At 61.4% G+C, this 12,903-nt stretch carries 12 protein-coding genes; 3 read left to right on the top strand and 9 right to left on the bottom strand.

The features are described 5' to 3' along the window. Nucleotides 1-142: 142 nt before the first annotated feature. From soxB to AC1DU8_RS08995, 8 genes are all read right to left on the bottom strand, one after another. Nucleotides 143-1,858, bottom strand: coding sequence for a thiosulfohydrolase SoxB (gene soxB / locus AC1DU8_RS09030; RefSeq protein ID WP_477726657.1), 1,716 nt, complete (start codon nt 1,856-1,858; stop codon nt 143-145). A 106-nt stretch (nt 1,859-1,964) separates the two neighbouring features. Further along, nucleotides 1,965-2,624, bottom strand: a complete 660-nt coding sequence (soxX, locus tag AC1DU8_RS09025) for a sulfur oxidation c-type cytochrome SoxX (protein WP_477690093.1) — start codon at nt 2,622-2,624, stop codon at nt 1,965-1,967. 18 nt (nt 2,625-2,642) lie between these two features. Continuing rightward, nucleotides 2,643-3,449 carry a sulfur oxidation c-type cytochrome SoxA gene (soxA, locus tag AC1DU8_RS09020; protein ID WP_477665902.1) on the bottom strand — a complete coding sequence of 269 codons (807 nt, stop codon included), beginning with the start codon at nt 3,447-3,449 and terminating at the stop codon, nt 2,643-2,645. A gap of 63 nt (nt 3,450-3,512) precedes the next feature. Continuing rightward, complete coding sequence (gene soxZ, locus AC1DU8_RS09015; protein ID WP_457280652.1) at nt 3,513-3,824, bottom strand: thiosulfate oxidation carrier complex protein SoxZ; 312 nt, start codon at nt 3,822-3,824, stop codon at nt 3,513-3,515. Between the two features lie 50 nt (nt 3,825-3,874). Next, on the bottom strand, nt 3,875-4,342 hold the full coding sequence (soxY, locus tag AC1DU8_RS09010; RefSeq protein ID WP_457280651.1) for a thiosulfate oxidation carrier protein SoxY: 468 nt from the start codon (nt 4,340-4,342) through the stop codon (nt 3,875-3,877). Nucleotides 4,343-4,490: 148 nt separating this feature from the next. Then, on the bottom strand, nt 4,491-5,678 hold the full coding sequence (locus tag AC1DU8_RS09005; protein WP_477726656.1) for a c-type cytochrome: 1,188 nt from the start codon (nt 5,676-5,678) through the stop codon (nt 4,491-4,493). Continuing rightward, nucleotides 5,665-6,999 (bottom strand): sulfite dehydrogenase, encoded by a 1,335-nt coding sequence (gene soxC / locus AC1DU8_RS09000; RefSeq protein WP_477665900.1) that lies wholly within the window; start codon nt 6,997-6,999, stop codon nt 5,665-5,667. Before soxC ends, AC1DU8_RS09005 begins: the two co-directional genes overlap by 14 nt. Nucleotides 7,000-7,017: 18 nt before the next feature. Then, nucleotides 7,018-7,401, bottom strand: coding sequence for an ArsR/SmtB family transcription factor (locus AC1DU8_RS08995; protein ID WP_457280648.1), 384 nt, complete (start codon nt 7,399-7,401; stop codon nt 7,018-7,020). 254 nt (nt 7,402-7,655) lie between these two features. Between AC1DU8_RS08995 and AC1DU8_RS08990 the strand changes: the two genes are divergently transcribed. The 3 genes from AC1DU8_RS08990 (at nt 7,656) to AC1DU8_RS08980 (ending at nt 11,829) form a co-directional block, all read left to right on the top strand. Further along, on the top strand, nt 7,656-8,987 hold the full coding sequence (locus AC1DU8_RS08990) for a surface lipoprotein assembly modifier (protein ID WP_477726655.1): 1,332 nt from the start codon (nt 7,656-7,658) through the stop codon (nt 8,985-8,987). Between the two features lie 39 nt (nt 8,988-9,026). Next, on the top strand, nt 9,027-10,442 hold the full coding sequence (locus tag AC1DU8_RS08985; RefSeq protein WP_477665899.1) for a FecR family protein: 1,416 nt from the start codon (nt 9,027-9,029) through the stop codon (nt 10,440-10,442). Between the two features lie 67 nt (nt 10,443-10,509). Next, nucleotides 10,510-11,829, top strand: a complete 1,320-nt coding sequence (locus AC1DU8_RS08980) for a FecR family protein (protein WP_457280645.1) — start codon at nt 10,510-10,512, stop codon at nt 11,827-11,829. 19 nt (nt 11,830-11,848) lie between these two features. On the opposite strand, the gene AC1DU8_RS08975 is transcribed toward AC1DU8_RS08980, so the two are convergent. Continuing rightward, nucleotides 11,849-12,865: a glycosyltransferase gene (locus AC1DU8_RS08975; protein ID WP_457280644.1), complete on the bottom strand. Its 1,017-nt coding sequence runs from the start codon at nt 12,863-12,865 to the stop codon at nt 11,849-11,851. Between the last annotated feature and the right edge of the window lie 38 nt (nt 12,866-12,903).

Raw genomic sequence — 12,903 nt, 5'->3', positions numbered from 1 at the left:
CCACCGAACTGTGACAGCGGAAAGACGGTGCTCATGACCATACCTGAAAAGGCCATGGTTTCTGCGCACCCCCAACGCTCTCACATACCTCTTACATGCTCTCACATGCGTTGAAGTTACTGCTGTATTTGGGGGCTGAAAGTCAGACGGCAAGGCCCGGATTTCCGGTCACACCCACAAGCCGCGGAGTGTTGGGTTTGACAGGTTGAATGACCTTTTTGGCCTTCAGGTAGCTTTCCACCACCTCCCAGACCGGAGGGCCGGCATTTTTGCTAGCCTCCGCCACCGGCGCCCAGCCAGCCACCTTGTAGGTCTTGCCGGCTTCGATGGGCTTGCCGCCCAGACGCATGTCCTGGATGCGTTCACCCATTTTGGCGCCGGGCTCGCAGGTGTAGGTCAAACCGCCCACACGCACCATATCGCCGCCCTGCTGGTAATACGGGTCGGGGTTGAACAGGTTGTCGCCCACGTCCTCCAGGATGGTCTTGATCATGTCGCCGCGCATGTCTGTCAGCGTGGTCCAGGGATAAGTGATCGCGGTCTGGTCCATCACGTGCTCGCGCGTGATGGCCTGGCCGGGCAGCAGCGAAGTTCCCCAGCGGAATCCGGGCGAAAAGGCGATCTCGGCGCCACGCACATTCATCAGGGCGTCCAGGATCAGCTGGTCAAAGCTGCCGTTGAAGTTGCCGCGGCGATACAGCGTGCCTTCCGTCACCGCCAGTTTTTCACCCAGTTTGGCGGTGTAAGGCGCCCTCACCTTGTCGATCAGCGCATTCATGGCTGCGTCCGCGGGCAAAAAGTTGGCAAACACCGGCAGCAAGCGGTATTTAAAGCCGGCGACCTTGCCGTCCTTGACGTCGAGGTCCAGCACACCCAGGAACTTGCCATTGCTGCCGGCGTTGGTCACGATGGTCTGCCCGCCCGGGTTTTTGACGATGACAGGCACCGGCACGCCGTCGTGGGTGTGGCCGCCCAGAATGGCGTCGATCCCCGTGACGCGCGAGGCCATCTTGAGGTCCACATCCATGCCGTTGTGGCTGAGCAGCACCACGGCTTGCGCGCCTTTGGCACGCGCCTCATTCACCGTTTCCTGCATTTCGCTTTCGCGGATGCCGAAAGTCCAGTTCGGTGTGAGCCAGCCGGGGTTGGCAATCGGCGTGTAGGGAAAAGCCTGGCCGACGATGGCGACGGGCACGCCATTCATTTCCTTGATGACGTAGGGCTTGAACACCGGGTCGCCAAAGTCGCTGGTTTTGACGTTTTGCGCAATAAAGTCGACCTTGCCGGCAAAGTCCTGCTCGACGATTTTTTTGATGCGCTCTTCTCCATAGGTGAAGTCCCAGTGGCCGGTCATCACGTCCACGCCCAGCAGCCTGGCTGCATCCACCATGTCCTGGCCTTGCGTCCAGAGCGCCGTAGCGCTACCCTGCCAGGTATCGCCGCCATCCAGCAGCAAGGCGCCGGGGCGGCCAGCCTTCAGCTGCTTCACCAGCGTCGCAAGGTGTGCGAAACCGCCCACCTTGCCGTACTGGCGCGCGGCCCGCTCGAAGTTCAGGAAGGTCAACGCATGCGCCTCGGGCGTACCCGACTTCAGGCTGGCAGCCTTCAGCAAATGTTCGCCCACCAGGTGCGGCGCCTGCCCGCGCATCGCACCCACGCCCAGGTTGACGGAAGGTTCTCGAAAGTAGATCGGCAGCAGCTGGGCATGGCAATCGGTCATGTGCAGCAAGTGCACATTGCCAGTACGGGGCAGTTCGTACAAGCTGGCGGCCTGGACGGCGCCGGCCTCACGCAAAGGAAAACCGGCAGCCAGCGCAGCGGCCATGACACTTGCAAACTCTCGGCGGGACAGGTTCATGGCGTTGGTCATCCTGCCCGGCTACCCAGGCAAAGTATCAAGTTGCTATCAATTCAGGAGCTGCTTGCGCCCGCCACTATTGGCCTGGCGGCATAAAGAACTCAGATTATTTGTTGATGGGCGAGTTCGGATCCAGCAGCAGCGCCATCACGTCACGGATCTGCTGCTCGTTCAGGATGGCAGCATGGCCAAACCTCGGCATGTCGGAACACGCGTTGTAGGCCTTGGCGTTCCACAGCTTGCCCCAGGTGTACTCCACGATGGGTTTGCTCTCGGGCGACGCCGGATTGCTTACGCCGCGCAGCTTGCCGTAGTTGTAAAGGCTGGGGCCGATGGAGCCGAAAGACAGTTCAGCCTTGCTGATCTGGTGGCAGTTGTAGCAGCTGCCGCCATTGGCTTCGCCGGGCTTGTCGCTCCAGGTCAGGCCGCGGCCGTTCTGCGCAATTTTTTCGCCTTCGCTCCAGCTGCCGAGGTACTTGCCATCGGAAGGCAGTTTCACGGTTTTGAGGTTGGCTTCTTCAATGGCTTTGGCTGCTTTTTCCTCCAGCGGCTTGCCGGCGGCTTCCGAGCAGGCCTGGTTGGAAGCGTCCAGCGTCAGGCGGTCCATCTTCGCGATGCCCTGCTCACGGAAGGAACTTTTCAGCACCTGCTGGGTGGCTTCGTCTACCTCCTGCGCCGTGGGCGCAATGGCGCAGCTGGACAGGAAAAAGGCCGTCGATGCCAGACAGGCGGTGGACAGTGCGGCTTTGGTGTAAATCGTGTTCATCAGTTCTCTCCTGCCTGATTAGCGTTTGAGGGCCGGCGCAATGGAAGCACCGCCCTTGCTGTTGACGCCCATGTACACCCCCAGGGCGATGGTGGCATCAGAGGCGTAGCCCGGGAAAGGGAAACGCTGCTGGCGATAGCAGTCATTCAGGCGGCGCTGCATGCTCCACAGGTCACCGCTGGAGACACGGTAGGCCGGCCAGGCGCCGAAACCGTTGCCGGCGCCGGGCTGTTTGGTGAGGTTGGGCAAATCCTGCAGGCGGACACGCTTGTTGTCCTCGCCATGACACGATGCGCAGGAAAAGTCGTAGGGCCCACCGCGCAGGTAAAACACTTTTTTACCGACTTCGTACATCAGCTTTTCCTTGGCGTGCGACTGCGGCACCTTGAAGGTCATGTCGCGCGATTCACCCGAGATATAGGCCACCAGCGACTCGATGGATTTCTGCTCACCCACGCCGAAAGGGGTTTTGGCGATCTCGGCGGCATTAAAACCCTGCAGCTGCTCCATGCAGGTCAGCAGGCGCGACTCCATGTCCTGCACCCGCTGGGTATCGGCAAAGAAACGCGGCAGCTCGACGAAAGCACCTTTCACCACGCCCGGGCCCTTGCCCAGGTCGCATTTTTCAAGCGAGGCATTTTTGGGGCCGCGCGCCTGTTTCCAGAGTGCCTCGCCACGGGCTTCGTACAGCTCGGCCGGGTTGCCGTCAGCCAGCATGGCGCGGTATTCGGCAATACCTTCAGCGGTGCTCTTTTGCGCCGCCGCAGGCAATGACAAGGTGGCCATGGCGGCCAGGGCCGCCAGCCCAAACAGGCTCAACTTCATCGTGGACTCCTCAAATATCGTTGTGGGGCAGCCAATGTGCCGCTGCGGGAAAACGGCCGGGATTCAGGCAATGACGGCTTCGTCGGTGCGCTTGTCGCCGTGGTTGTCGACCCAGCTGACCGCGATCTTGTCGCCGGCCTTGCCGCCCTTGAAGCTGAACTGCACAAAAGGGTTCTTGGACACAGCCGTGCCCCACTGCGCGCTCATCACGGTCTTGCCGTTCCAGGTGGCGCTGATGTTCTGGATAAACCAGGCCGGGACGGTCTTGCCGGCCGCGTCCTTGCGCTGGCCGCTTTCCATTTCGTGGCTCACCAGCACGCGCACGGTGGTTTTATCGCCTTGGGCCTGCGCCCGGATTCGCATCGGTTCTGACATTTTTTTCTCCTGATTTCAAGGGTTGTGGTGGTGATCGGGTGCGGGCGGGTCTAGCCGCCGCAGCCTCCGAGCGTGACCTTCACTTCCTTGACTGCATAGAAATATTTATCACCGGCCTTCGCCAGCGCGTAAACATTGGAGGACTGGCCCATCTTGATGTTGGTCGAGACGTTGGCGTCGGTGCCGGCGGGAATCTCGAACATGGCAGCCAGCGCGCTGGGGTTCTTTTCGACAACGAGCGCAATTTGGGTGGTGTTGGCAATGTTGCTTTGCGCGCCGACACGCACCACATTGCCGTTCTCGGCAATTTCAGGCGCCTGCAGCAGCAGGTCCTTGCTTTCAACCGGAGCGCTGGTCGCGCCCATGGCCTTGGCGGCATCGGCCAGGGACTTGCTGTCAAAAGCGGCCTTGTTCCAGCCTGGCGCGTTTTGCGCGTGGGCCGGGTTCAGCCCGGTGGCCGCTACCAGCACCAGCGCAGTGGCGCCAGAACTGCTGGCCAGAAAATCACGACGTTCCATGGTGAACTCCTTTTTTATATAACTTGAATGTCTGAAAAACTAACAACGATTGGACACAAAAACGTCAAGCCGTGGAACGGTACTTATCCCGACCACGCTGTGAAAAAGTTAAAGCCGGCTGTCTCGACATCGTCAATTTCCATGCGCCTCATTTTGACGCGCCTTGAGCCAGCCATTGGGAAATCTGCGTCGACTCCGCCGCACTCAGTGCCTGCGGCGGCATGGGGATTGCCCCCCAGACACCCTGCCCTCCGGCCTTGATTTTGCCCGAGAGGTAAACCGTCGCGTCGGCGCGGTCTTTATATTTGTTGGCTATATCCTTGAAGGATGGCCCGACCAGCTTGCTGTCCATGCCATGGCAGGCGGTGCAGGTATTTTTTTGCAGCAACGGCATGACGGACGCAACGCCGGGCGCGGCGGTTTTAACGACAGCTGGCGGCTGCACGGCAACAACCGGCGTGGAGTTTGCTATCTTTTCAGGAGCTGCTTGCGCACGTCCTGTCTGGTTTAGGGCCGTATTTGATTCAACTATTGCGGCCATTGGCGGCCGGGTGGTGTCCACACCCCGGCTGGCACCCACCAGCCGCGACTGCTCGGCCAGGTTGCCATGGGCGTTGCGCGCGTAGTCCGGCAAAAAGCTTTTGACCACCACTTCACCAGCGCAATTTTTCATGCAGGCCGAGCCCTGGACATCGGGGCGCGCCGTGCCGCCCAGCTCCTTGCCCGGCCACATCGCGTGCGACGTCGTCATGCCGTTGCGGTTGGGCAGACGGGCCTGTACGTCGCGGATATTCGCGTCCGACAAGGTGAAGTTGTCGGGCAGGATATTGCCCAAGTTGAGAATGTAGGCAGTGACGGCATAAACCTCGTCGGCCGTCAATGTTTTCGGGGCGTTCCAGGGCATGGCGCGGTTAATGTAGTCCCAAAGCGTCGACAGCGTGGAGACTTTCATCAACGTGGTGCGGTTCGGCTGGTTGGAGCCAGGCATCAAGCCGTCCACACGGCCATTCTTGATGTCGTCGGCCGTGATGCCGCCGGCAATCGGCGTGAACACTTCGGACGACTCGGCAAAACTGCCGTGGCAGGACGCGCATTGCGCCTCCCAGATCACTTCACCCTGCCGCACGGAGCCCTGCCCTTTGGGCAGGCCCTTGAAGTCGGGCCGCACATCGATGTCCCAGGCCTTGACTTCCGCTGGTGTCGCCGTGCGCCCGATGCCGGAGAGAACCGCCGGTTTGTCGGCAGCCGCAGCCCATTGGGTGACACCCGCCAGCAGCAGTGAGCCCATCGCAACGCGAACGCCATGAGAAACGGACAAAGCCTTAGATCTGGACATTTTTCACCTCGCCGTTTTCTTCCAGCGACCACGACTGGATGGCGTTGTTGTGATAAATGCTGCGGGACGCTCGCACTTTGCGCAGTTCGTTGTACGTCGGCTGGATCTGGCCGGTCTCGTCAACAGCGCGGCTCTGGAAAATGGCGGGTTTGCCGTCCCATACAAAATCGGCATTAAAACGCGTGAGGCATTTGGCCAGCACCGGCCCCTCCAGGCGCGCCGGCGCCCAGTTGCGCCCACCGTCCACGGAAACGTCCACACGTTTGATCTTGCCCCGGCCGCTCCAGGCCAGGCCTGTGACGTTGTGAAAGCCCTTTTGCAGCAGCACCTGCCCGCCGCTGGGCGAGGTCACCACGCTTTTGACTTCCTGGATGCTGGTGTATTGCCGGTGCAGGCCGCTGGGCTGCAAGTCAACGTAATGGATCGTCTCATCCTTGGCGCCATAAGGCATGTCGCCCACCTCGATGCGCCGCAGGTATTTGATCCAGCTCACGCCCTGCACGCCCGGCACGATGAGCCGCAACGGATAGCCGTTCTCAGGACGCAGCATTTCACCGTTCTGCCCATAGGCCACCAGCACTTCGCCGCTCATCACCAGGCTCATGGGGATGGTGCGGGTCATGCCCGAGCCGTCGGCCCCCTCGGCCAGGATGAATTTGGCGCGCTTGAGGTCGGCGCCGCACAGCTCCAGCAGGGTGCGCAAGGGCACGCCGGTGAATTCGCTGCAGCTCAGCATGCCGTGGGTGTACTGCACTGTTGGCACCGCCGAGTTGCCCCACTCCATGCCGGTGTTGGCGCCGCATTCGATGAAGTGCATGCGGCTGACGTTCGGCAGGCGCATCAGCTCATCCATGCTGAAGACCATGGGGCGTTTGAGCATGGCGTCATCGGAGCCGTTCACCATCAGCCGGTGTTTCGAAGGGTCGATGTCCCACCAGCCCTGGTGGTGGCGCTCAAAGTGCAGGCCGCTGGGCGTGATGATGCCGAAGAGACCCTGCAAAGGGCAAAAGCTCACGCTGGCCTGGCCGATGCGGGTAAGGCCCGGGCTTTCGCGGCGCTGCAGGTTTTTTTCCCATTCGCTGGGCAGGCCGTAACCACGGGCCGCCACGGGCTGGCCCAGTCCCTTGCTGTGGGCGGGAAGGTTCAGGATATTGGTATCGCCTTCCGGAGTCGCTGCCCGTGCCTGGCCCACCGCCGCCACCCCGGCTGACGCAGCCGCAAACGCCCCGGCCAGAAAACCGCGGCGCCCGGCGCGCACGTCCGCTATTTGCGCTCCTGAGAGGAAATTCTCCGGTGCGCGCTGTATGAAACGGCTCAGCATAAAAGGCGTTCTTTCGGTTCAGGCGTCGTGGGAGGCGGATCGCGGCGACAAGCTTTCGGCCGGCGACAATCCGCCCGGCTCATCCAGCTCAATGGCGATCTGGGTGCAGACGCTGCGGCACAGCGCCACGGCTTTTTCGCTCTGAACGCGGTAAATCACCTGGGTGCCTTCCTTGCGCTTGGCCAGTACACCGGTGCGGTACAGCACGGCCAGGTGCTGGGAAAGATTGGGCTGGGTGGTGTCGATCTCCGCCAGCAACTCGTTCACGGACTTTTCACGCTCGCACAGGGCGCTCAAGACGCGAAGGCGCATCGGCGTCGCGAGCACGGCGAACAACTCGGCCGCCAGTTCAAACACACGGCCCCTCTCGACTTGCGCACTGGTTTGGATCATCTCGTTCATAGCGATTTATTCTTAATATAAGTAATTGCTGATATTAAGCCTGAAGCCGCCTCAAAAAACCCGTAAATACCCTAGGCACGCAAGGCGAACACGTAAATATCACCAACCAACCCGCCAAACGCTCAAAAGGTGTTGCCTCCATGCACTTGAGCGGGGTGGCTGGGGTGTAAAAAAGCGTTGAAAGACCCCTCGTCGTGATATAAAACTTTTGTTACTTACGAGTTGTTACCCGGGACCGGTAAAACCCAATACTTATGTCTTCAAAAAAAACCTTCATCTTCAAAAGTACCGGCATCCTTCTCGCCGTCATGATGGCCGCTGCAGCGCATGCGGAAGTCGATGCACTGGTCAGTCAGGCGCGTACGCTGCTCGACCAGAGCCAGGCACAAAAAGCCTTCGATCTGCTTGAGCCCCAGGAAACCGCACGCGCAGGCGACCCCGACTTCGACACGGTGCTGGGTATCGCCGCCAACGACACAGGGCAATTCACCCGCGCCATATTCGCGCTCGAACGCGTGCTGGCGGTGCAGCCGGCCAACTCCCGTGCGCGCGCGGAGCTTGGACGGGCACTTTTTGCCGTCGGGGACAACGCCGGCTCACGCAAGGTGTTAATGGAAGCCAAACAAGACAACATCCCGGCGGAGGCCGCCGCCACCATCGACCAATTCCTGCAGGCCATCGACCGTACGGAAGAAGCTGCCCGTTCGTCTGTCAAACCGTACCTGGAAGCCAGCGTTGGCTACGACACCAATGTCAACAGCGGCCCCGGCAATCCCAATGTCGCGGTTCCGCTTTTTGGCGGCGCAATTTTCACCCTCAATGCTTCGGGTGTTGAGACCAAAGATGCCTTCATGACCCTGGGCGGCGGGCTGTCAGCCCGTTACGTCGTCGACCCGCGCTGGTCGTTGATCGCGAACGCAAGCGGCAATGCGCGCGTCAATGCCAAGTACAACGACTTCAACACCGGCCAGGTTGATGTCAACGCCGGTGCCAGCTACCGCTATGAAAAGCACGAATTCACCGGTGTCGTGCAGGCCGGCAGCTATACCGTCGCCGGATCCCGCGCGCGCGACCAGCAAGGCCTGGTCGGCGAATGGACCTACCGCATCGACGGCTTCCGCCAGTGGAGCACTTACCTGCAATGGGGCGAGTTGAGCTATCCGGGTCAATCGCTTCGTGATGCGGACCGAACCGTGCTGGGTACGTCCTACGCCCATGCATTCCGCGACGGTTTGCTGGTCTTCGGGGGCATTTATGTGGGTGCCGAGAAGGAAAAAGCCAGCGGCGTTCCGCACATGGGCCACCACCTGTTCGGCATCCGGTTGGGTACACAGAAATCCATCAGGGACGACCTCGCCTTTTTTGGCAATATCAGTTATGAAGACCGCAAATACGGCGGCACCGATCCGCTGTTCCTGGTCACCCGCAGCGACAGGCAGCTCAATCTGAACCTTGGACTCAACTGGGTGCCCGCCAAACTCTGGCGCGTGACGCCGCAGTTGTCACTGACCTCCGTCAAGTCGAACATTGCCATTTCCGACTACAACCGCAGCCTTTTCTCCGTGACCGTGCGCCGCGACTTCTAAACCTGCCGTGCCGACTGAACACGCCCCGCCAGACACCCCATGAAAACCATCCGGGAACGCTCTCTCAAACACGCCGTGCTGTCGGTCGTGATTGCGGCGGCCTTCCCCGTGCAATCGTTCGCCGCCGAATCAGCCGGCGTGGCCCAGTTCATCGCCGGCGACGTCAACGTGCTGCGCGCGAACGGCAAAACCGAGGCACTGGCCAAGGGTAAACCGCTTGAAAGCGGCGAATCCATACTGACGAGTGCCGCGGGCCGCGCCCAGGTCCGGTTTTCGGATGGCGGCCTGGTGTCACTGCAGCCCAATACCGAGTTCAAAATCGCCAACTATGTCAACGAGGCTGACCCAAAGCAGGACCGTTTCCTGGTCGACCTGTTGCGCGGCAGCATGCGGGCCATCACCGGCCTGATCGGCAAGCGCAACCGCGAGAACTACAAGGTCACGACCACCACGGCCACCATAGGCATACGCGGTTCCGGCTTCAGCGTGGGCTACAACCCGGACGGATCACTGGGCATCACGACGGAACTGGACGCCATCGAGGTCTGCAACGCCGGTGGCTGCGTCGGCCTGACGGCCGGCGAGTCGGTGCGGGTCATTACCAGCTCCGAGGCGCCAGTTCGCACCAATACGCGGGCCAACGTGCCGACGCCGCCGCCCGTCCAGGAGGTGGTCGTTGCGGGCAACCAGACCACGTCCGACGGCAAGCCCGCCATTGTCCCCACCACACCCGTCAAACAGGTGTTCACCGACCTGGCCGCCGCGATTGCGTTCACCGACAGCGCGGCCAACCCGGTGGTCGAAAGCTACTACCCCGAGGCCGGCACCGCTGTGCTGACCAGCTTCCTCAGCGGCAAACCCATCGATGTCGACAGCCTCGACAGCCGCAACGTCCTGACCCAGTTCCGCAGCACGCCCGGCCTCACCACGATGGAAAAAGGCGCGCTGGGTGCGCCGTCCGATCCCGACTTCGTTGGCTGGGGCAGCTGGGTGACGGGGCAAAAGTTCGTGGGGGGCTCGCCCAGCGCGATTGAATCCGTTCACTTTGTGATGGGCCGGCCCACGCCGACGGCCCAGATGCCGGCCGACAACATGCAGGGCACTTACCAGTTCGCCGGTGGCACTGCGTTCTCCAGCCTGCTGGGCGCGGGTCAGCTTGTCAGCGGTTCGCTGGTCGCCAATTTTGGCGTCGGACAAGGCTATGGCAGCGTGGACCTCACCACGCGCTTTGGCGGAAATGACTATGGCGTCAGCAGCAGCATCGACATCAACAACGCCAAGATCACGAACTCCTCAGGAGCGAATGTCACTGGCTTCTTCACCGGCAACGAGGCCAGCCGCGCCGCATTGGTTTATAGCGCCTCGTCGGTTACCGGCGCGGGCCCCAACGCGGGCCAGGTTTCCGGTGCGGCCGTTTTCCAGCAGACCACCCTGGTCCTGAGACCACCCCAGTGACCAAGGCCACCCCTTTTAACGCCGCGCGCCGCCCAGTCCGCATTAATTGAATACCCGGAGAACCACCATGACCCCGCACATCAAGCTCCAACACACCGCCCTGGTTATTGCGCTGGCCGCCATTTACCCACTGCAGGCCCTGGCAGCGCCTTCCGCGGGCGTGGCCCAGTTCACCACCGGCGAAGTCAGTTTGCGGCGCACGGACGGCAAGACCGACGCGCTGGTCAAAGGCAAGGACATCGAAAGTGGCCAGGCCATCATCACCGGCCTCGATGGCCGCGCCCAGGTGAAGTTCTCCGATGGCGGTGTCGTTTCGCTGCAGCCGGGAACAGAGTTCAAGGTCGCCAACTACGTGGACAAGGCCGACCCGAAGGAAGACCGCTTCCTGGTAGACCTGCTGCGCGGCAGCATGCGGGCCATCACCGGATTGATCGGCAAACGCAACCGTGAAAACTATCGTGTCACCACCACGACGGCCACCATCGGTATCCGCGGCTCTGGCTTCAATGCAGGGTACAACCCGGACGGCTCGCTGAGCGTGACAACCGAGCTGGATGCGATTGAGGTCTGCAATTCGGGGGGATGTGTCGGGCTGACGGCAGGTGAGTCTGTCCGGGTGGTCAACAACACAGACACGCCGAAACGAACGAATGTACGCCCGCCCATACCCACGCCCGAACCTCCAATAGAGCCCATCATCATCAATAAAGCGGTTGTGACCGATGTCAAGCCAGTCAACACAGGCACGTTCACAAATTTCAAGTCAACCGCAACCTACCACTCGCAGGGCAATTTCGGACCTTCCACCATTTCGCCTGTTGCCACGGGCACTTCCGCAACCATTGACACCGGCAAACTGACCGCGCTCAGCGCCAATGGCAAGGATTTCACCCCCACCATCAACGCCTTTGCAGGCTCGGCGGGCTCTACCGACGCGGGCGACTTTATCGGTTGGGGTTCGTGGACCACGGGCACACGCAACCCGAGCACCACCAACATCAATGATCTCCACTACATCATCGGCCAGCCTACCCTGGTGATGCCCACAACGGGCACCCTCAGCTACAACCTGATCGGCCAGACGCCAGTCACGGGTTACGACACGTCCGTACAGGCGGCAGTGGCCTCCGGAACCCTGACATCCGCAACGTTCAGCGTCAACTTCGGCACGGCCAAGCTGAGCATGGGCGTGGTCACGACACTTGGCGGTTTTGCGGCATCCAATATCAGTGTTGCAGGCGGGCAGTTCAGCTACTCCAACGGTGGACCGGTTTTCACCGTGGACGGTTTCTTCACCGGGGTGAATGCAAGCCGCGCCGGCATGGTTTACACCGGCACCAACGGAAACATTCGCTATTCAGGCGCAGCAGCATTTGCCGCGCCCTGATGGGGCGGCCGGTCACCGTTCACTTGAGATAGAACGCCAGGTCGCGCTCCGTTGCGTCGGGGCCGTGCACCTGGCTGGCCCGCTCTTGCGCTGCCATGCCCAGCTGAAGCCTTAAATCCACCGAATCATTGAGCGACATCAGGGCATCGAGAGCCTGCTCCTGCGAGCGGATCAAAAACCCCGAGACGCCCTGCTCGATCACTTCGGCGTAGCCACCGTTCACGTGGGCCACTACCGGCAAACCGGCACCCATGGCCTCCAGCACCACCCGTCCATACGCCTCGAAAAAGTTTCCGGTGCGGTAGAACATCGCATCCAGTGAACGGTAAAAATCCGGCACGGACTCCGCACCCGCAGGCAGCAACTCAATGCCCTCGGTTCCGGCCAAACCCGGCGCCAGGCAGGTTCCTCCCATGATGCGAACCCGTATGCCGCAGCTGGCCAGCATGCGGTAAAGCGAAAGGTCCTGCGGGCTGTGCTTTTCCAGCAGATCACGGCTGGCACGCCCGACCGTGAAGGGCCGCGGCTGGGTTCCACCATGCGGCCATCGGGCAAAACGTTCAACGGCAACCTCTGCAAAAGGCGTGAGGTCGAGCAGGCTGGGAATGACGCGCCCGGTCAATGCCGCAGTGCGGCGCAGCCAGTCGGACACAAAAACAATCTCAGGGTCGAGGCCGGTGTATTCCCGCACGCCTTCGACAATGGCAAACAGCTGCCCCTGGTGTGAAATGTTGTGGAAAAGAATGATTCGTTGAAACCGCGTGTATTTCAGCCAGATTCCCGGCTGCAGATGCACGCCGCCTATCAGCAGCGTGCCGTCCCTGGGAAACTGGTGCGCAAAGGGCTGCACGGCGGTAATGCCCTCGGGCGCGTACGCCGGGTGCACCGGCACATCGGACCACAGCTTGACCGCGCGCCTGCCGGCCAGAAGCCGCGCGAGGTCCAGCAGTTCCCGCTCCGCGCCCGTGTACAACTCGCCGAACCGGCCTAGCAGGTGCAGCGCGCCGGGGTCGGTGGAAGTGAGGCCTTGGGTCATTAGCCGCGATTATCTCCGCGCCCGCCTGAATCCCCGAA

It is taken from the genome of Polaromonas sp. P3_A5, assembly GCF_056403055.1.
This window is presented reverse-complemented; position numbering and strand designations above follow the sequence as displayed.